This is a genomic window from Kosakonia pseudosacchari (assembly GCF_900184035.1).
Lineage (GTDB): Bacteria > Pseudomonadota > Gammaproteobacteria > Enterobacterales > Enterobacteriaceae > Kosakonia > Kosakonia pseudosacchari.
Genome location: NZ_FXWP01000019.1, coordinates 1 through 17,945, shown reverse-complemented (window position 1 = coordinate 17,945; position 17,945 = coordinate 1). Strand labels below are relative to the sequence as shown.

Genomic DNA, 17,945 nt, shown 5'->3' with positions numbered 1-17,945 from the left:
ACCGTCAGTACAAGCATTGATCATGACCCAAAATCAGTACAGTACTAAATCAGAGATCCTTCTCTTTCTTGACCCTGACCCAAAATCAGTGCAGTGCTAAATCAGAGATCTTCGTCTTTCCGGAGACTTCGGATAAATTCAGCCGGAGTCATGTCATTTAATGATGAATGCGTCCTTTCATGATTGTACTGCCTGCGCCAGCTGTCGAGTTTGTCCTGCGCATCTTCCAGTGACAGGAACCAGTGAATGTTCAGGCATTCATCCCGCAGACTGCCGTTAAATGACTCAATAAACGGGTTATCTGTCGGCTTTCCGGGGCGGAAGGAACATAGCGTTCCGCCATACACGCGAGTTCCGCCCATTGGCTGCGCAACATTTCAAAATTGAGAGACTGCTCCATCAATCATCGCCTTATGTCGTCGATACAACAGGAATTTTGGAAAGAATATCACACTAATTTGGCTGACGAAGTAAGCAGGATGGCATATGGTGGCTGCCCACACCAGACGCAGTGCCAGGACAGCACCGTCACGGGAGTTGTCAGTTCCCCGATGGAATTACGCAGTTTTCTGAGCCTGGCCTCTGCTTTGATTTCCGGATCAGAATGGACACAGTTCATCAGCGTGCTGACGGGCACTGTACTCTGGTCATGCCTGAACCACGGCTTTTCGTCTGCATTTCCTGGCTGAACGTACAGAACACAACCGCATGAGGAGCAGGTCAATGGTCCCGGTTCGCCGGCTGCGGCTTCGTCAGCAGTGATAAAATGTCCGTTGCCGGTATTTGCGAGATAGCATTTCATCATTCGCATGCCAATCTCCTTAAACACACCGCAAGGAGCACAAGCAGGAAGAGTGAAGGTAAAAACGATGGCGGTTTTTGGTCGCCAGTAAGCATGAGTGTTCTCATTATCTTTTTTCTCCATTACAGCCAGATACCGCGTAGGCGCAATCCATCCTGTTCATGGCAGAAGGACTGTGGGAAATGTGGCGGTATGACTGCAGAAAGGGTTAACGGGTATTAAGTGGATGACAGTACGAGCCAAAATTGACCGTCAGCTTCAGGGCTGATAAAGGTTTACTTCTTCAGCAACTAGGGGAAATGTCTCACCTGGCGTTGTGCTGGCTTATCTGACGCTCCCCCCGAACGAGCGTGTTTCCCTGCTATAGACTTTGGTGCGTTCTTTGGCAAAGTAACTCAGGTGGTTCAGCAGACTCCTACGTTGTTTCTCAAAACGGTCCTCGCGAAGCGCTTCCAGAATGTGTGGCGTGTTGTTGAAGGCAACCAGCGTTCGGTATTCAGGATACCCGAGCAGACCTGTCGCACTCAGCCAGGCCTTACAGATATAGCTCCCCAGATTACGGTCTTTCTTCGAATAATCCCCCAGACAGTTGAAGGTATCTTTGTTAACGAATATCGCTGCGTGATAGTGCGGTTTACCACTGGCTCCCGTCTCACGTACCCAGACGACTCTCAGGTCAGTTGGGCACACCTGAAGACCTTCCCGCCTGCGTTGGTGCTGATGAACGGCTATACGGGCTTTCAGCGCCCCTTTGAAGCGTTCCATTATCCCGACCTGCAGATTGGGAATACAGGCTATAGTATCCCCTTTGTCGCGGTACTCAGGCAGTCTGAGAACGAAGGTGAAAACGGCAGTTCTGGGGTGAGCCTCTGTCGCTAAATTGATGATTTCCCCCATACGCTTCATGTAATCAGGATTCAGTGAGCCAAATTTACTGTCGGGCATAAGTGTTACTCCTGCTGGTTTGATTCAGACGTGCGAAGCCCCTGCCGGAGCAAATGGCAGTAACGAACGCACGAATGAGGGTTAAGGTTTCAGACGGTGGAAAGGTATAGCGCTACCAGATGCTCATCTGCTGACGCTGATGCTTTAACTGGCGATGAATGCGCTTACCATCAGGTTTTAATGCGGTGCTGAACGGACGCTGTCCTGGCTATTGTCAGTCCTCGCGATTTGATATCTCCCCCTGATGAGAGAACGGTGTGGTTAGCGTTTTTAGGGGGTGAAAGGATTCTTTAATTTTATTTTAAAGAACTGCTGGGGTAAGTCTTTATACCTGTATTAACTGAGATTAGCATCCTGCGTTTTTATTTTGTTTACGTATTTCGCCAGCTCATTAAGTTAATTGTGATGAACTAATTCGTTAGCGTGTCTCATATTATTGCTACTTAACCCCTTACCTTAATATATTATATTTCCATTGTCTTGCATCTTGCTCTGTTATATTGGTTAATACCTTGCTAATGTAATATATATACTGTACCAAGTTACATGGCTAGCTAATAACCAGGCCTTGTCATGTCCGGGATTATATATTTTAAGTCCTCAGCTTTTACTCCAGGGTTACCAGTTCAGGATACAAAAAAACTTATTCCCGGAGAGACTGACATTCACAACTGAAAGACCGGATACCGTCATGTGACAGACGAAGTTGACTGGCAACAGCCAGTTGCTCCTCAGACAATCCGGTGGCAGAAAGGGCAGGGTTTAGCACCACAATACTGACGACGGCAGCGTGGACATATCCAGCGGGTCGGGATACCAGCAGACACTGCGCGTGAGGTTTTTGCTGATACGGCTTTTCTTCTGTTGTACTTCAGGGCAGACATGGTCAGTTACCCCGTGAGTCAGCAATACGCTGCTGCATCCAGGTTTCCACTTCGCTCTTCAGCCAGCGAGAACTGCGCCCCAGTTTAATGGGCTTCGGGAACTGGCCTTCGCTGATGAGTTTGTAGAACCACTTGTCCGTCATTTCGGTGTAGGTGGTAATGAATGCCATATCGACAAGCTGGTCATTCAGCAGTGCGGGGGATGTGTTCATGGAAATCTCCTTTACGTTAAAAGTGAAGGAGGAATGACTGTTCTCAGTGTTGTGTTGCAGCCTTCCTCAGAGGATGGGAAGGTTGCGTAAAAAAATACATCACGTACTGCAGGACAGGTATCTCTACCCTGTTCAGGTAAAGGTTACTTTTAGAATGTTCACAACATCTGAATATGCTATCTTATTGAAATTAATTGTTAGTATAAAAAGTGCAGCACTTGTTTGTTATATAAAGTGCAGCACTTATGGAGAAAAAATGCCCAGCCATCATCGAATCACTATCAACCTACCAACCCGAAAGTTCTGCAGTGATCTGAAGGGACTGGCACAGAAGCGAGATTTCACTCTTTCGAAGCTCATCCTGGAAATCATCATTGCATGCCTGAGATTCGATGCATCTTCAGCACGGTTTCTGGAGGAGTTACGTAATGAGTTAAAAGAAGGTATTGCAGTGGAAAAGAGTTTTACTAGGGATGAGACGCACATTTTGCATCGTACATCCATAGTGGTACCGAATGAGGATAAGGATACCAGCGGTGCTTATGAGAAAATTATACTGAATGCTCATGAATGTCGCCTTCGTGAGTATGAATTCACAATTCCTGATTTAAGCAGTAAGAGCGAGTTCGACCCTAAAGCCAGAAGGAAAATGAGTGGCGATACCAGAACTGAAGTTTTGGCTATGTTGAGAGCATTTATTATTAAGGAGATACCTGTTATTACTCAGTTTATGGGAGGAACGCCTGATTTTCTCCATTTATTCGTTAAAAAGGCAATTATTCAGTACGATAAGGATAATGATTTAAAATGCAATGTCAGAATTCTGACCACACTGCATGTATTACCTCTTTTTTTTAATGACGTTGCTAACAGCAGACTTGATTTTCCCGGAATCAGATTCAGACAGTTCAAAACACTGGCAGTTGATGGCTGGGATAAAAATAAACATGAGAGAATGGTGTATATTGAACGCGCTTCAGGAACGAAGTCAGGAGGATATTTTATTGGACTGGACTGGAATAAGAGGGACAGTGTGGATGAAATTTATGAAGGCTATGAGATGCTCAAGATAGGTGATGCGGAAAAACAGAAAGATATGCGCTATAAAGTGCATATGCACTCCCGTGATGTGAAATTCAAAAATACGCCAACGCTTTCATCTCCAAAAAAAGACAACCAGATATCACCACTGTGAGTATGGCAGCTGGCATGGCTGCCGCATCGTTGTTTAACTCACGGAGGTCAATGTGTCAGACCATATCCTTACCGGGCAAATTCCTGAGGCCCTGCAACAGCCCTTATCCCTTCTCCCTAGTATTCTGTCGGATGCGATGGTGGAGCGCCTGCTCCGGTGCGTTCACTACGAACCGGTGATTGGCATCATGGGAAAATCTGGGGCAGGTAAATCCAGCCTGTGCAATACCCTGTTCAGTCCACCTCCCGCCAGCGTGGATGCGGTCAGAGGCTGTACGCGACGCGTTCAGCGTTATCAGGTTCACCGTGGCCCCCATATTCTTCATATTGCAGATTTCCCCGGCATTGCCGAAACCCCGGAGCCCGACAGACAGTATCGTCGACTGTACCGGGCATGGGCCCAGAAGCTGGATCTGATTGTCTGGGCACTGAAGGCAGATGAACGGGCATGGAAAGATGACCTGCGCTGTTATCGCGAACTTCTGGGCGAGGGAGTTGCGCCAGAGCGTTTTCTGTTTGTTCTCACCCAGGCGGATAAAATGGAGCCCTGTCGCGAATGGGACAATGCAAGCCACCAGCCCTCACCCCGACAGACTGAGAATCTCCGGGCTAAAACTGAGCTTGCTGGAACGCTGTTTGCGGTTGTCCATCCGGTCATTGCAGTATCCGCAGCGGAAAACTATCACCTCGAACTCTGGGCGGAAGCGCTGATTAAGGCGCTGCCGGTGAGCAGCAGTAGCGCGGTTTTCCATCATCTTAACCCTGAGCTGCAAACGGAATATGTTCAGGAAACTGCCCGCGAGCGCTTTGTCCATGCCACAGGCGACATCTTTGATGAGGCCGTCGCGGCCATACAAACGTCAGGCAGGCTGGTGCGCCAGTTACAGCGACTCCGCCTGCGGTTCTTGGCGGTTATCCGCGCCGTCTGGCATCTCCTGTTCTGATTTCACTGTGCTTTTTTTACTGCCGTTTCGATCTGTTTTGACGATCGAAATGATTTCTTTTGATAGTTACAATCTATTGATGATTGTGTATTGATCGCTATTATTGATAGATGTCAACGATCAGTCTACGTGTATCGATCTGAATTAACAATTATCCCGCCTTCTGATTAGTCAGTACGATCTGTGCTGAATGTGAGGATATCCCCAGTTATTCGTTTTATTTAATCAATTGTTTATAAAGGAATATTTTATGTGTGCTTTTATGCCTGCGATGACGGGTGTATGTATCCACAGGGAGAACCTGAGATGAAATCCTATCCATTACAGCGTCAGGACATTTTTGCCTGGTGCCTCGCGGCTGTACTTCCGGCAATATGGGTGGTGCTGTACCTGAACTTTCCACAGACTGCCGCACTTGTCATTTATCTTGTCGTCGCACTGGTCTGGGTATTGCTGGACCGGACAAACCTGATGAAGCAGGGCATCACGCCACCTTCTTTTATCTGGTTCTGGTTTCCGGTGGTGTACCTGCGCCAGCGTGACCAAATGCAGGGTAAACCGTGGCGATTGATGCAGGTCTGGCTGCTGTGTACAGTGCTGTCATTCGTGGCGATATACCAGCTCAACCAGCAGTCAGGTACAGAAAATCTGGCGCAAAGTGCCTGTACCGTGGTGACGAAAATCCTGCGTGATGAAGGCTATGACGAACGCTGCATCCGTGTGACGGAAATACAGGAAGAAGTGAGAGGGCGTTTCTGGCGGGCACAGGCGTTGCTGAACACCGGTGTAAAGGAACCCGTGACCATTGAGGTCAGGGGCCGGGATATTTATGTCGTGTTACCCGAAGCAGGAGAGTGAAGAAGATGGAAACAGTAAAAAGTATTTCCCGATGTCTGGTGCTTAATGCGGTGACTTTATTCTCCGTAACATCAGTGGCTCATGCAGCTACACAGGACACACTTCGTCAGGCTCATTACCAGCGCTGTGCAAAACCGGTGTTTTACGCTCAGACCTCTAACCACAAAAAGGAGGTGGAGATTTGTATTGTCACCCCGTCAGTCTCGTATTCATTCGGCAGGGTGGGGGTAAAAAATAAAGAAATGAACCTTACCGTTCCGGCAGGCAGTACCTCTTACGCATATTCGAATAATCAGGTCATCAGCATTCAGAACTTCACAGTCAGAAATAGCGATACCACCTATCAAGTTTCAGCGGGTATGAATGACTCCGGGGAGCCGGTTGCCTCCCTTAATGTCTATAAGGGCACGCCGGAGAGCGGGAAGTTACTGGCAGAAATCAGACTCGACCCGGCGACGGCGGTGAACAACATCAGTCATTCACTGGCAGAAGAGGGCATTCCGGAGGCAGACAGCCTCTGACTGCTCCTCCACTGAACGAAACAGATACTGGTCTCAGTGCCAGGATACCGGACGTTGTTTATAAGGAATGTTAATGATGTTTAAAACCCTGCTTACCACCTTGCTGCTTGCTGTCTCACTTCCTTTGCTGGCAGAAAATGCGCCATTGTCTGTCAATGCTCAGCAGGCTTATCTCCCGAGAGTTAATTTCCCGGTCTGGCAACTGACGCTGACCAGCCTGGATAACGACATCACCATACAGTCACTCTCCCTGAACCGGGGGAATTGCCTGATTTCCATGTCGGGACGGGGACAGAATGTGAATAAACGTCTGGGGTACGGTCAGACGCTGTCTTTTACCACTCCCAGTAACAGTACTTTCACGCAGTGCCGTCCTCTTGAGTTAACTGTACAGACCAGCCAGGGTAATTTTACCTTTAACTGGTGATCTGTAACGGCGGTATTGCCGCCGATTCAAAACGGGTCAGCAACCTTCGTTGGTGAATGCTGAACCGATCATACACCACTGTACTGACAGGGCTGTTCCTCCTTCGGGAGGAACAGCCTTTTTCTTTTATGTCATTCATTAAGGAATTACCGATGAAATTAGCCAGCCGCTTCGGGCGGATCAACCAGATACGTCGCGACCGTCCGCTGACTCACGAAGAACTGATGAGCCATGTCCCCAGCATCTTCGGTGAGGACAAACATGCGTCCCGCAGTGAACGCTACACCTGGATACCATCCATCACCATCCTGGAAAACCTGCAGCGCGAAGGTTTTCAGCCGTTCTTCGCCTGCCAGACCAGAGTGCGTGACCAGAGTAAACGTGAACACACGAAGCACATGCTGCGTCTGCGTCGTACCGGGCAAATCACCGGTCATCTGGTCCCGGAAATTATCCTGCTCAACTCTCATGATGGGTCATCAAGTTATCAGATGCTGCCTGGTATCTTCCGCAGCGTCTGTACCAACTCACTCGTCTGCGGGCAGTCGTTTGGCGAAGTGCGTGTTCCCCACCGGGGGGATGTGGTGGAAAAGGTGATTGAAGGCGCTTATGAAGTCCTCGGTGTGTTTGACCGGGTGGAAGAGAAGCGTGATGCCATGCAGTCACTGCTTCTCCCGCCACCTGCACAACAGGCGCTGGCGAATGCTGCACTGACATACCGTTATGGTGAAGACCACCAGCCGGTGACGGCAACGCAGATACTGACGCCACGCCGCTATGAAGACCGTCAGGACGACCTGTGGACAACATATCAAAGGTTGCAGGAGAACCTGCTGAAAGGCGGTCTGCCCGGTCGCACTGCGAAGGGCAAACGCAGCCATACCCGCGCCGTTAACGGTATCGACGGTGATGTGAAACTTAACCGTGCTTTATGGGTGATGGCGGAAAACATGCTGGAACTCCTCGGTAAATAATCCCCCGAGTTTCCTCACTGATATCCCAGTTTCCTCACCCCACAGATTTATCCCATTAATGAACAAGGAAAAATCAGCATGACCGACAATACACTGCCACTGTTCACACCCTCAGAATCTGTTCCTGTTGCGGCTCAACATCAGATTACCGCAACACAGGTAACCGATGAAAACCGCATCAGCTTCTGGCCGCAGTATTTCGGCAACATTCCACAGTGGATAACCCTCGAACCGCACATCTTCGCGTGGATGGACCGCTTCTGCGCTGACTACCATGGCGGTATCTGGACCTTTTTCACTCTCAGTAACGGCGGTGCTTTTATGGTGCCGGAAACTGGTGAGGACAGTGATGAGAGTTCATGGACGCTGTTCAACCCGATGAACTGCAACGGTGCGGACATGTGTGCGGAAGCCGCCGGTATTGCGGTCTGTCTTATTGCTTACAGTCATCATGCCTGCCGTACCGAATGTGACGCCATGACGGAACACTATTACCGTCTGCGGGATTACGCCCTGCTGCATCAAGAGTGTCAGGCCATTATGCGCATCATTGATTAGGAGTTTCAGACTATGCCCGACATGGCAGCATTACCCATACAGTCACAATCCGACATGTTCCCTTCTTCAGTACATCCACGACAACAACCCATCCTGACCCCATATGCACAGCGCACCATTCGTCGGGCGCTGAACATTCTGGAGCGTCAGTTACGTGAGCCCGGTGCGGTATTCTCCTCCAGTAACTCAGTCCGCAACTGGTTGCGCCTGCAGATGACACTGGAGGAAAAAGAGGTATTCATGGTGCTCTTTCTGGATAACCAGCATCGTCTTATTGCGTACGAAACTCTGTTCACCGGCACCATCAACCATACGCAGGTCCATCCCCGTGAGGTGGTGAAGGCGGCACTGAAGCACAACGCTGCAGCTGTCATTGTGGCGCATTGCCACCCTTCGGGACTTGCGGAACCCAGTCTGGCTGACCGCCATATTACAGAGCGTCTTAAACAGGCGCTGGACCTGGTGGATATCCGCCTTCCGGACCATCTGATCGTTGGTGGCATGGATATTGTTTCCTTCGCCGAATCGGGCTGGATTTAAAGGGGAAGGGGGATATATCGGTGAAGATTATCAGCAAACGTCAGGCCATGACGATATACCGGCAACATCCACAATCCCGGTTATTTCGCTTCTGTACCGGCAGATACCACTGGTCCGGCAGTGTCTGCCACTACGCAGGCCGGGAGGTACAGGACATTCGCGGTGTGCTGGCGGTCTTCGCAGAACGTCGCCAGGACCGCAACGGTCCGTATGTCATATTGCGCTGTGTCACCCTGAATTAACTTTGTTTAAGGAGCACGACAATGTCGAAAAAACACGGCCAGTAAGCCACCATATCGCTGAGCCCTGGTGGGGACTGAAACGCAATATCACCCCGTGTTTTGGCGCACACCTGGTGCAGGAAGGTCACCGCCTGCACTATCTGGCTGACCGTGCCGGTATCTCGGGAACTTTCAGTGACTCGGAGTTATGCCATCTCGACCAGGCATTTCCGCTGCTGATGAAGCAGCTTGAACTGATGCTGGCCAGTGGTGAACTCACTCCCCGTCATCAGCACTGCGTTAGCCGGTGCACATTTGCCCATCAACCTCTATTTGCAACAATATTTCAACATGTTTATTACTAATTTTCATTGGCTCCATAAAAAATAGTCATAGCCTAGATTGCGAGAGACATCTGTACTTGTGTTGGCATTGCAGCTCGACGCCAGAGCCAAGCGTCAAATTCTCGACGCGAAAGAGAGAGAAGGTCTGCTGCGAAGCAAAAAGACTCACGCAAGAAGTGATAGTCATCATTTTTGACACCAATTGCTTTCGCGAATGTGCGAACGTGACGATCAACTGCGATGGAGTCAATGCCGACAAGACATCCCATATAATCGACCGTCTTCGGGCCGATACCATTTATGGCTTGAATTGCATCACAGAATTCATTGGATGCCAGACTCAAACGTAAATCCTGTACGTCCTCAATTCCAGCTCTTTGCAAGAAAGCTACTAGTGCCTCGAAACGGCTAACCTTCTCATGATGGCGCCAGTTCAAAAATGTACCTGTTTCTCCGCTCTGAATTAGCGAGACCAATGAGGAAATTGTGACGTGATTCGGATGCATCCGCAGGATAGTCTGCACCCGAGGACGCACAACTGTCATATAATTAAGTCCGGCCTGGAGCACTGAGTCCGCGAGAACGGCTCCGATGTGATCACAGATATCGCGAGGGGACCTTACCTCAAAGAGTGCGCCTTGATTTTTCGCATGATTAGCGATGCTACGCGCTACTTGCAAAATCTCGATGGCGGAATTACTCATACTAACTTTGCCTCTTTTAATGCACTCAGGCGCTCTACACAGTTCGGACAAGCACCGCAAGGAAACTGTGCGGACGCCTGACACGAATAAGTTCGTCCGATAGGAACACCAAGCTCAGCAGCAACCCTAGCTACATCGGCTTTGGATGAATAGCGGAATGGCGAATGAAAGCGAACGGGACCGATGGTTGATGTAAGTTCGTCGAGATTGTTCATAAATGCAGCAGTGCAGTCAATTTCTTTGGCGTGGTTGCTATTGATGAATCCGGTATAGACATTCAAGATGCCGACAATCTGTGCGCGTGCCGCAGCAGCAGCGAAAAAAAGCATTGTCCGATATGGGATGTACAAATCGTCGTCCTTGATATCCTCAGTCCAAAGATCTGCTTCGCGAATTAGCCGCGATTGCGAGCCGCGGAAGATATCAGATATATCAAAGCGCTCAGGTCGTTGCATTTCGGAAGGCAGGACTTCATTTACCCTACTCCACTCAATTTCTACACAATGTTGCCCATAGTTGAAAAAAATCGGTACAACTTCGGTACCTTCTGCTGCAAGCTGGTATGCAACAGTTGTTGAGTCTAGGCCACCCGAAGCTAGAAGGAGCACCTTTTTTATCAAGATTTGGCCCTCAATTCAGCAATGACACTAAACATACCGTTGAGACACGTATCAAGGTCAGAAGAATATACCGAACTTCCGACAACTACCATCGTGTTCTCATTCTCATGCCGCGGATCATAGGTGATGACCGGCTTACCCATCGCGATTGCCATACCGATTTCCACAAGCGTGCCAGGGTCTCGGTCGAGAGGGACAGCAAAGATTGCGTCACATTCCTTTAGTAGATGGTAATCCATGTGATATGTACAACGCAGCTCACCATTACTTGCGGGTCGCTTCAACTCTCCATTTTCAAGAACGGGACGACGCACCTTGAAATTGTGATACACCAGACTTTCAACAGCATGGTCGAGTTCCTGTTTTTCAACATATGAGAAATCTGGACCAGCAAGGTAAATTGAGTAACTCTGTCGGTCATGCCATGGAAGCACTGTCCCTCGGAGTGCTTGCAGTACATCCAGCGAAAGCCGGAACCCGCGTTGCAAATCGCGTTTGATGTCGTCAGGAAACGTCGACTGTGAGTACACCGTCGCAGCTTGGCATCCGCGCCATGCAGCTTCAATCCACCCCTTTTGAGAGAGGCCAACCATAACGCTCGAATAAACATCTCCAACGCCGACTGAGTTTACGGTATTGCCCAACGTTGCTGGTATTTCTTCGACACTGTTATTACGCAAATCAAAAAGCCGGCTACCGCCACGATTTTCTTTAAGGAGAAATACGTCTGGCGAAAGTGCCCTCACTGCATTTAGAAGTCCACCTATATCGTCTTTTCCAAGTTTCATAAACAATGGGGACGATGTCGAGATAATGACAGCTTGCACGCGCCCGAAGAACTCTTTAAGCGAAGATAGATCCTCAAGGTCATACGCTATATCGAACGAAAATCGTGCGTCTTCAGTAAATGCGTTCGCGAGTACATTGATATCGAACCGACCAGGGAAGACGACGATTTTTTTATAAGCTTCGAGACATGGCAACGGGTCATTAACTTTCACTACTTTAGTATCGCTCATTAGGTCTTCATAGCCTTGATGCGAAACTTCTGTCACGTCGCCAATAAGGATAACGTTTGGTGCACCTATGACATCACCAAGCCAGATGAAATCTTTACACCCAAACTCATTCAGATAGTGATTGGCTTCATCAACAAGGTATTGAGGACAGAAAGCCGCTACTGAATATTTTAGCCCTGCCGCCCACATTCCCCTTGCTGCATGAGCAATTCCTCCCAAGCGAAGCTTGCACATTACACCACGCTGAGCAAGCGTATAGTCGATAACAAGCTCCCCAACAATTAGAACTGTATCTTTGCAATTCATGATTATCTCGGCACGAAGTCAGCATTTACGGTAGGAACAGGCGATGCTGCGGAGAAACTCACCAAGCCCACGTAAGTTACACCATCTTCGAGGCATGCTACGAGATAATTGAATGAAGTAGGAAGTGCCCCTACCTTTACACCCTGCACATCCACCGCGAAAACGCGTTTCTTGTCAAAAACAATACCAAGTTGATCGCCAACAGCAGGCACATTTCTGAACCGTGAATAAAAATCACTATTTCCAACGTCTTCCAACACAGTGTGAAATGCCTGTTTACATCTATCGACCCCGCTAGCTCCGCCCTCTATGCCAGTCCCATCTCCTACAGCCTTCTTAGCTTTTGTACCTGGATAATCTGAAAAATGCCCCGATCCTGAGCTCCCCATCGCATTGCTCCTAGTGGTTAATAAAGCCTTTTCTTATTACGGATTCGCACAGACCGCTCTCTTAACATACAGGTCAGCGCTACAATCAGATCAATAGCAGTTAATATATAATTTTTTGTGGGATTTTGTTATCCGGACTTCTTCTTGCTCGCCTGAATTCTCAAGCAATAGCTATGAACGTTTCCGATATATGCGAGTCAAGCATCACCGCATCAACGGCTTCGCCGTAAGTTTGCGCTACTGGGCAGCGTAACGTTCGTGATCAGCCTTGAGGTTGATCGGACAGGTGAACGTCAGCTTAACACTTGTGGTATCGGGCTGCGGCCCCAGTCGCAGCTAGCGTGTCGTACTCATCGAATGCCTCCACTTTGATAGAACAACAGCTGAGACGGTCGCAACATCAGATCCCGGTTAATTGAGCTTTGTTGTGATCCAGATGAGTCTGAGGACGAAAGTGATGACGATATCGGTCAGTTGAATGCATTTTTTGACATTCTGGAATCAGAGCCGGAATCAACAGAACGATATCAGTTAACCGATATAGATGGTGAAGATGCTTTCATCCGTATTGGTTCTATCGCGATGGTGCGAGTACCACTTGATGCGCTGGAGCCTGTCGAGGAAAATGACGAGTAACAGAGTTCGGCATCTCAACCAAGCCATACTCGTCCTGGTTCGATGCCGAAAATCAATGAATTTTCGTGTTGGTATCTATGTTGGTATAACATTGTAGAGTTTATTATAAATAATTTTAAATCATGAGGTTAAGTATTATGTACGAGTCCGGCCTTCGCACCAAGTGATGCAAAAATGAGCTACCTTCGGGTGGCTTTTTTTGTGTCCATTTTCGTCCAAATTCGTTCATATCCATTTGTAATTTAAAGATAATTTATATAAATATTATCCGCTTTTTAATTGTGGGCACTGTGCGTGGTGGTCGTTTTTCATCCATTGACATCCGACCGATTTGGGGGCAAAAAAGGGGGCAATTCTCCGGTTCGATAGAGGTTGACCCCCAAATGGCGCTTACAGATCTCGCAATCCGGCATGCCAAGCCGTCTGGCAAGGCATACAGGCTCTCCGACTGTCACGGTCTCTACCTGCAAATTAATCCCTGCGGTTCGAAACTGTGGTATCAGAAATTTCGGTTTGAAAACAAAGAGAACCGTATGTCATTAGGGCCTTATCCGCTGATTTCTCTCGCACAAGCAAGGGAAAAGCAGGCGGAGATAAGAAGGCTTATTTTTGAAGGCATTAACCCAGCGGAAAAACGCAGGGAGGAAAAACGCGGTGGAGTACCGCTTCACACGTTCGAGTCCGTGGCACGAATGGGTCGCCAGCAACCTCAGATGGACCTCAGAACACGCGAAGCGGGTGCTGCGTTATTTTGAGCTCTATGTTTTCCCCACCAATGGCGATCGCGACATCACCAAACTGAAAGTGATGGATCTGCTGCTACCCATTAAAGAAGTGGAGAAAGCCGGTAAACTGGATGTCGCTTCCCGCCTGCAACAGCGCACTGCCTGCGTGATGCGCTACGCCGTCCAGAATGGCATTATCGAGCATAACCCTGCTGCAGATTTAACCGGGGCGGTTGCCACCGCAAAAGTACGTCACCATCCGGCCCTGGACCTTCATCTCATTCCCGATTTTCTTGAACGTATTGATGATTACAAAGGCCGCAAGTTAACCCAACTGGCGGTGAAACTGGCGCTGTTGCTATTCATCCGCTCCAGCGAACTGCGGTTTGCCCGATGGGAGGAGATTGACCTCGATAACGCCATGTGGACGATACCTGCTGAGCGTAAACCGATCCCCGGTGTGAAATATTCCGTACGCGGTGCAAAAATGCGTTCCACTCACCTGGTGCCACTCTCCCGTCAGGCGACAACCCTCCTCAATGAGATCAAACAGCACACACGGCCAGGTCTGGAGTTGGTTTTTCCTGGCGACCATGATTACCGCAAGCCCATGAGTGAAAACACCATCAATAAGGCGCTGCGGGTGATGGGGTACGATACGCAAAAAGAGGTCTGCGGCCACGGCTTTCGTACCATGGCCTGTAGCGCCCTGGTGGAATCAGGATTGTGGTCCAGCGATGCGGTAGAGCGTCAGATGAGCCATCAGGAACGTAAGCGCGTCCGGGCAGCCTATATCCATAAAGCGCAGCATCTGGAAGAACGCAGGGAAATGATGCAGTGGTGGGCAGATTACCTGGATGCCAACCGGTTTCGGCACGTGGTTCCATATAATTTCAAGAAACCATCGGGCGACACCTCGGACCTCCTGAGTCTTCAGGAGTGTAATGCCCGGCGTCTGGAAGAACTGAAAGCATGGATTCTGGCTGATTCGAAATGGCTGACGGCCAGTGACCTTTCGGTTAAAGCGGGGTTTAAAGCCATCGACACCGATGCTGGTCCAAAACGCTGGAAAGCTGCCGGAAAGATTTTTTCCCTGAAGGTCAATGGTGAGGATTTATATCCCGACTACGTTCTCGATGATAAGGCTCGACCTCTCAAGGTCGTTATGCTGATACTTTCACTCTTTAAAGAGCGCAAAACGCCCTGGGGCCTGGCGATATGGTTTGGTTCAGGAAATAGCTGGCTGCGAGGGGAAAAACCTAAAGATCTGTTACTCACTAAGCCTGATCTGGTTGTTATGGCTGCACAGGAGGAAACAGAATCGGGGGAACACGGATAATATATTATGTATCAAAGCTGAGCATTCACGGCTACGGAGCACGTAGTGGTTTTTATAATAATGAACAGAATCGCAGGTTATCCGTTTCCACGGTCTGGCGCCTTCCCCTACTGGTGGCGTGTACACAACGTTATTATCCTGGTCGCGTAACACAGTGCCCGGTGTTTTGCGGATGTCAGTTTGAACGGTGCGCAATTTGGTGCAAACGGCGATCGCTGTATTTATACATAACGGGTATGCGTTCAGGTGCTCAAAGCCGTCATACAATACCGTACGGTAGCGCAGGGCTTCTTTTGTCGAAGGATCTGCGTTCTCAGCCCGGTCTGCAGACTGGAAAAGCTGATCGCTTGTCGTCACGATGTTTTCGATACGGGAAGAGTCTTTCGCTTCCAGCATGGGAAGGATGTTTATCAGTAATCCTTGATGAGGAATCAACTCACCGGCAGTCTTCAGCTCGGCGATAGCCGCGCGTGCTGTGATGCATGCTTTGAGTACCCGACGTGTTTCGATGCGCTCCAGCTCGGGTGGGGCAGTACTGGCGGTGCGTTATAGGGGATTTCAGGATCCCAATTCATATGTTTAAGATTATCACTTTTAGCGACATATTGCCGTGATATGTCGATGGTATCGACTTGTCACGTCTTCATGTTTAAAAAAAGTGATTCTATCGACATATGAGTAAAGCATGTCGATGCTATAAATGTATCCCAATCATTGGCCTTGGCCCAAAATCTGTTTAGCGCAAAACTTGAGATCTTCGGTGAATCGTGATTTTTTCATCGGTACCACCTTTGTTCAGGGGAATAGTTATCATGCCGGAATTCTGTTTCTGAATGGCGCAGGGTTTCGGGTCAGGATCAATGTGTATTAAAGCGGCCACAAGTTGAAGAAGCCTGATTTTTCCATTCAAAGTGCCGAACTCCTGTGACGTAGGTATGCGAACTCTATGTGTATCTATATTTGGGTAAAGTCATCATGTTCAAGATGTTAGGAGGCAAGGAAGTTTAAAAAAAGAGGCAATGATCACACTCTTCATGCGTGGGGAATAAATGAAGAATATAAATGTTATGCACTAAGTATGGTGGTTAAATCATAGAAAGGATGTGTTTTGGGTAAGTAAGAAAAATGAATTTAATTTTTTCGTTGATGCTTTTTTATTTTGAATTATCCACTGAAAAGTCATGACACCTCTTTAACGCTATGCCTCTGTAGAACTCACTACTTGTGTGAGCATAATTAGCGCCAGGTATATGGGTGAGTTGTCAACAGGTTCGACCTACATCTCAACGAAGTGGTTAGTTATTAATAACGGAGAGCAATTCCATTCGCTTTTCCTGTAAAAGTTTCTGAATTTCATTGCTTTTTCTGGCATAAACTTCATTTTTGTCTTCACCTTGGGTCCAGCCGATACGCCTGAGGCGTGAGTCATAGCTGAATAAGTCTCCAAAAAATTCCTGCTTGTTTTTCCCCAATGCTTTAGCAAGTATATCCTCTGGGCTGTGCTCCGGGAAAATGACATGCTCAAATGATTTATTATGCAACGCTATTGCTTTAAGCATTGTGAGATCTGCAATACCCCAGATATCACGATCGCAAGAGACCAAATTTGAAATATAAAAATCGGTATGTAATTCGGCACTGGTATTGCTAAACCAGTCCATAACTCTGAATATAAAGAGATCCCATGCGCAGCCTTGCACGATACCAAGAGAGTTAGTATGTCCAGAATTAACTTTCAGAAGCTTTGTTGTTAATTGTGTCTTATTGCCTCTGAATAATATGTCCGCGCAAATTGCAAGCTCGCGTAACATCATCATTTGCAGCTTTTCATCCATAAAATAGATGAGATCTTCGAGTTTATCTTCATTTTTCTTTTCGGAAGAAATGTCTAATATTTTAGTTTCTAATAGCAATAACTCTGTTAATGAAAATAGATGGTCCAGAGAACTAAAGCCACCGCTTTCATGTTTAGCCATAAACTCATTAAATAGTGGGTCGATATTAGCTTCACATTGTTCCATGAAATATTTTTGATAAATTTCACGCCAGGACTCGTCCAGCGGACCGCCGATTTTTGACAATGCAGTCAATGCGGCAAATGTTTTTCGGCTAAATTCTATATTTTCAGGTTTTTTGTTAAAGTGTCTTCTGCTTTCGAATAGGTATAAATAAGGATTGATGTTATTATAATCTATCCCTAAAGACTGAATTCGGAGTAACTGATTTTTTAGCTGCGGCTGAAATTTATCCTTATATCCTAATGAGTATATATATATGAAGCTGCATTCGAATCAAAATAAATCCCTGTTCCTGCTAAATAAGGTACGGTGCCTTCTTTCTCTACCATACTGGCATCAATAACCCAGAGAGACTGTCCCTTAAAAATTGAGCGGATCCCAACAACATCATCGATTACTTTGTTTTTTAATTTAAATGGGCCATGGTCATCGCCAGAAGCACAGATAAAGCGCCAGTCTTTTAGAACATTGAAGTTCTTCTCGTAAATTTTAAGCGCTTGCAGAGGTGTTGTCACAGTACTCATCGCCTGAAATGCAAGCTGTAGTTTGAAATCATCCATTTAAATGCCTTTACTCCAGAAGTGATGGCTCAAAAGTGACAGGTGCGATATTAGCTGACTTCATCAGAAGGTTGAATCGCCACGGGTTTAACAGACACCCCGGAGTCATTTAAGATGGCTTAAAGAGAGGTGCCCATGAGCGATAAGCGTTATCCCGAAGAGTTTAAAATTGAAGCAGTCAAACAGGTTGTTGATCGTGGTTATT

The 17,945-nt window shown here is 47.8% G+C and carries 22 protein-coding genes and 4 pseudogenes; 13 read left to right on the top strand and 13 right to left on the bottom strand.

The genetic code is table 11. From position 1 onward, the window contains the following. Positions 1-101: 101 nt before the first annotated feature. From BN2591_RS15625 to BN2591_RS15610, 5 genes and pseudogenes are all read right to left on the bottom strand, one after another. A pseudogene (locus tag BN2591_RS15625) lies at positions 102-320 on the bottom strand (integrase core domain-containing protein); the annotation flags it as partial. Next, positions 251-400, bottom strand: coding sequence for a hypothetical protein (locus BN2591_RS24485; RefSeq protein WP_159457496.1), 150 nt, complete (start codon positions 398-400; stop codon positions 251-253). The pseudogene BN2591_RS15625 and the gene BN2591_RS24485, both read right to left, overlap by 70 nt. Before the next feature lie 48 nt (positions 401-448). Next, positions 449-925 (bottom strand): DUF7828 domain-containing protein, encoded by a 477-nt coding sequence (locus BN2591_RS15620; RefSeq protein ID WP_086872894.1) that lies wholly within the window; start codon positions 923-925, stop codon positions 449-451. Between the two features lie 201 nt (positions 926-1,126). Further along, positions 1,127-1,747 (bottom strand): inovirus Gp2 family protein, encoded by a 621-nt coding sequence (locus BN2591_RS15615; RefSeq protein ID WP_086872892.1) that lies wholly within the window; start codon positions 1,745-1,747, stop codon positions 1,127-1,129. A gap of 886 nt (positions 1,748-2,633) precedes the next feature. After that, positions 2,634-2,843, bottom strand: a complete 210-nt coding sequence (locus BN2591_RS15610; RefSeq protein ID WP_086872890.1) for a helix-turn-helix transcriptional regulator — start codon at positions 2,841-2,843, stop codon at positions 2,634-2,636. 154 nt (positions 2,844-2,997) lie between these two features. Here BN2591_RS15610 and BN2591_RS15605 point away from each other — a divergent pair, with 154 nt between their 5' ends. The 10 genes from BN2591_RS15605 (at position 2,998) to BN2591_RS15560 (ending at position 9,445) form a co-directional block, all read left to right on the top strand. Further along, positions 2,998-4,038: a hypothetical protein gene (locus tag BN2591_RS15605; RefSeq protein ID WP_143468261.1), complete on the top strand. Its 1,041-nt coding sequence runs from the start codon at positions 2,998-3,000 to the stop codon at positions 4,036-4,038. 52 nt (positions 4,039-4,090) lie between these two features. Continuing rightward, a complete protein-coding gene (locus BN2591_RS15600; protein ID WP_244173018.1) occupies positions 4,091-4,981 on the top strand; it encodes a GTPase family protein in 891 nt (296 codons plus the stop codon). Between the two features lie 306 nt (positions 4,982-5,287). Continuing rightward, the gene (locus BN2591_RS15595; protein ID WP_086872887.1) at positions 5,288-5,839 is read left to right on the top strand and encodes a hypothetical protein; all 552 of its coding nucleotides are present in this window, start codon (positions 5,288-5,290) and stop codon (positions 5,837-5,839) included. 5 nt (positions 5,840-5,844) lie between these two features. Further along, complete coding sequence (locus BN2591_RS24770) at positions 5,845-6,360, top strand: hypothetical protein (protein WP_244173017.1); 516 nt, start codon at positions 5,845-5,847, stop codon at positions 6,358-6,360. A 73-nt stretch (positions 6,361-6,433) separates the two neighbouring features. Beyond that, positions 6,434-6,787 (top strand): hypothetical protein, encoded by a 354-nt coding sequence (locus tag BN2591_RS15585; protein ID WP_086872885.1) that lies wholly within the window; start codon positions 6,434-6,436, stop codon positions 6,785-6,787. A gap of 152 nt (positions 6,788-6,939) precedes the next feature. After that, complete coding sequence (locus BN2591_RS15580) at positions 6,940-7,761, top strand: DUF932 domain-containing protein (protein ID WP_086872883.1); 822 nt, start codon at positions 6,940-6,942, stop codon at positions 7,759-7,761. Between the two features lie 78 nt (positions 7,762-7,839). Continuing rightward, positions 7,840-8,319, top strand: a complete 480-nt coding sequence (locus BN2591_RS15575; protein WP_086872881.1) for an antirestriction protein — start codon at positions 7,840-7,842, stop codon at positions 8,317-8,319. Positions 8,320-8,373: 54 nt separating this feature from the next. Next, the gene (gene radC / locus BN2591_RS15570) at positions 8,374-8,859 is read left to right on the top strand and encodes a RadC family protein (RefSeq protein WP_086872879.1); all 486 of its coding nucleotides are present in this window, start codon (positions 8,374-8,376) and stop codon (positions 8,857-8,859) included. A 20-nt stretch (positions 8,860-8,879) separates the two neighbouring features. After that, positions 8,880-9,101: a DUF987 domain-containing protein gene (locus BN2591_RS15565; protein ID WP_086872877.1), complete on the top strand. Its 222-nt coding sequence runs from the start codon at positions 8,880-8,882 to the stop codon at positions 9,099-9,101. A gap of 2 nt (positions 9,102-9,103) precedes the next feature. Continuing rightward, positions 9,104-9,445, top strand: coding sequence for a type IV toxin-antitoxin system YeeU family antitoxin (locus tag BN2591_RS15560; protein WP_086872875.1), 342 nt, complete (start codon positions 9,104-9,106; stop codon positions 9,443-9,445). Positions 9,446-9,477: 32 nt separating this feature from the next. Here BN2591_RS15560 and BN2591_RS15555 read toward each other — a convergent pair whose 3' ends face one another. From BN2591_RS15555 to BN2591_RS24995, 5 genes are all read right to left on the bottom strand, one after another. Next, a complete protein-coding gene (locus tag BN2591_RS15555; protein WP_086872873.1) occupies positions 9,478-10,128 on the bottom strand; it encodes an HhH-GDP family DNA glycosylase in 651 nt (216 codons plus the stop codon). Continuing rightward, on the bottom strand, positions 10,125-10,748 hold the full coding sequence (locus tag BN2591_RS15550; protein WP_244173016.1) for a 7-cyano-7-deazaguanine synthase: 624 nt from the start codon (positions 10,746-10,748) through the stop codon (positions 10,125-10,127). The genes BN2591_RS15555 and BN2591_RS15550 overlap by 4 nt, the downstream gene beginning before the upstream one ends. Beyond that, positions 10,745-12,073, bottom strand: coding sequence for a nucleoside 2-deoxyribosyltransferase (locus tag BN2591_RS15545; protein WP_086872872.1), 1,329 nt, complete (start codon positions 12,071-12,073; stop codon positions 10,745-10,747). Before BN2591_RS15545 ends, BN2591_RS15550 begins: the two co-directional genes overlap by 4 nt. Before the next feature lie 2 nt (positions 12,074-12,075). Continuing rightward, positions 12,076-12,462 carry a hypothetical protein gene (locus BN2591_RS15540; protein ID WP_208616146.1) on the bottom strand — a complete coding sequence of 129 codons (387 nt, stop codon included), beginning with the start codon at positions 12,460-12,462 and terminating at the stop codon, positions 12,076-12,078. Between the two features lie 237 nt (positions 12,463-12,699). After that, on the bottom strand, positions 12,700-12,792 hold the full coding sequence (locus tag BN2591_RS24995; protein ID WP_425268957.1) for a hypothetical protein: 93 nt from the start codon (positions 12,790-12,792) through the stop codon (positions 12,700-12,702). A gap of 81 nt (positions 12,793-12,873) precedes the next feature. Here BN2591_RS24995 and BN2591_RS24915 point away from each other — a divergent pair. The 3 genes and pseudogenes from BN2591_RS24915 to BN2591_RS15515 all read left to right on the top strand — a co-directional run. Beyond that, positions 12,874-13,098 (top strand): annotated as a pseudogene (locus BN2591_RS24915) (helix-turn-helix transcriptional regulator); the annotation flags it as partial. Between the two features lie 383 nt (positions 13,099-13,481). Beyond that, positions 13,482-13,766 (top strand): annotated as a pseudogene (locus BN2591_RS15520) (Arm DNA-binding domain-containing protein); the annotation flags it as partial. Beyond that, complete coding sequence (locus tag BN2591_RS15515) at positions 13,753-15,162, top strand: tyrosine-type recombinase/integrase (protein ID WP_159457495.1); 1,410 nt, start codon at positions 13,753-13,755, stop codon at positions 15,160-15,162. The pseudogene BN2591_RS15520 and the gene BN2591_RS15515, both read left to right, overlap by 14 nt. A gap of 102 nt (positions 15,163-15,264) precedes the next feature. Here the strand turns inward: BN2591_RS15515 and BN2591_RS15510 are convergent. The 3 genes and pseudogenes from BN2591_RS15510 to BN2591_RS15500 form a co-directional block, all read right to left on the bottom strand. Then, a pseudogene (locus BN2591_RS15510) lies at positions 15,265-15,737 on the bottom strand (Fic/DOC family N-terminal domain-containing protein); the annotation flags it as partial. 720 nt (positions 15,738-16,457) lie between these two features. Next, entirely contained in the window at positions 16,458-17,243 is a 786-nt protein-coding gene (locus BN2591_RS15505; protein WP_143468259.1) for a hypothetical protein, read from the bottom strand. A gap of 176 nt (positions 17,244-17,419) precedes the next feature. After that, entirely contained in the window at positions 17,420-17,740 is a 321-nt protein-coding gene (locus BN2591_RS15500) for a hypothetical protein (RefSeq protein ID WP_086872862.1), read from the bottom strand. Positions 17,741-17,945 lie beyond the last annotated feature (205 nt).

What these genes read in the sequence shown, in the direction of transcription:
- BN2591_RS15500 (WP_086872862.1), bottom strand. Translation starts at nt 17,740, where the DNA reads ATGGATGATTTCAAACTACAGCTTGCATTTCAGGCGATGAGTACTGTG.
- BN2591_RS15615 (WP_086872892.1), bottom strand. Translation starts at nt 1,747, where the DNA reads ATGCCCGACAGTAAATTTGGCTCACTGAATCCTGATTACATGAAGCGT.
- BN2591_RS15555 (WP_086872873.1), bottom strand. Translation starts at nt 10,128, where the DNA reads ATGAGTAATTCCGCCATCGAGATTTTGCAAGTAGCGCGTAGCATCGCT.
- BN2591_RS24770 (WP_244173017.1), top strand. Translation starts at nt 5,845, where the DNA reads ATGGAAACAGTAAAAAGTATTTCCCGATGTCTGGTGCTTAATGCGGTG.
- BN2591_RS15620 (WP_086872894.1), bottom strand. Translation starts at nt 925, where the DNA reads ATGGAGAAAAAAGATAATGAGAACACTCATGCTTACTGGCGACCAAAA.
- BN2591_RS15575 (WP_086872881.1), top strand. Translation starts at nt 7,840, where the DNA reads ATGACCGACAATACACTGCCACTGTTCACACCCTCAGAATCTGTTCCT.
- BN2591_RS15540 (WP_208616146.1), bottom strand. Translation starts at nt 12,462, where the DNA reads ATGGGGAGCTCAGGATCGGGGCATTTTTCAGATTATCCAGGTACAAAA.
- BN2591_RS24485 (WP_159457496.1), bottom strand. Translation starts at nt 400, where the DNA reads ATGGAGCAGTCTCTCAATTTTGAAATGTTGCGCAGCCAATGGGCGGAA.
- BN2591_RS15580 (WP_086872883.1), top strand. Translation starts at nt 6,940, where the DNA reads ATGAAATTAGCCAGCCGCTTCGGGCGGATCAACCAGATACGTCGCGAC.
- BN2591_RS15605 (WP_143468261.1), top strand. Translation starts at nt 2,998, where the DNA reads ATGTTCACAACATCTGAATATGCTATCTTATTGAAATTAATTGTTAGT.
- BN2591_RS15545 (WP_086872872.1), bottom strand. Translation starts at nt 12,073, where the DNA reads ATGAATTGCAAAGATACAGTTCTAATTGTTGGGGAGCTTGTTATCGAC.
- BN2591_RS15595 (WP_086872887.1), top strand. Translation starts at nt 5,288, where the DNA reads ATGAAATCCTATCCATTACAGCGTCAGGACATTTTTGCCTGGTGCCTC.
- radC (WP_086872879.1), top strand. Translation starts at nt 8,374, where the DNA reads ATGTTCCCTTCTTCAGTACATCCACGACAACAACCCATCCTGACCCCA.
- BN2591_RS15610 (WP_086872890.1), bottom strand. Translation starts at nt 2,843, where the DNA reads ATGAACACATCCCCCGCACTGCTGAATGACCAGCTTGTCGATATGGCA.
- BN2591_RS15585 (WP_086872885.1), top strand. Translation starts at nt 6,434, where the DNA reads ATGATGTTTAAAACCCTGCTTACCACCTTGCTGCTTGCTGTCTCACTT.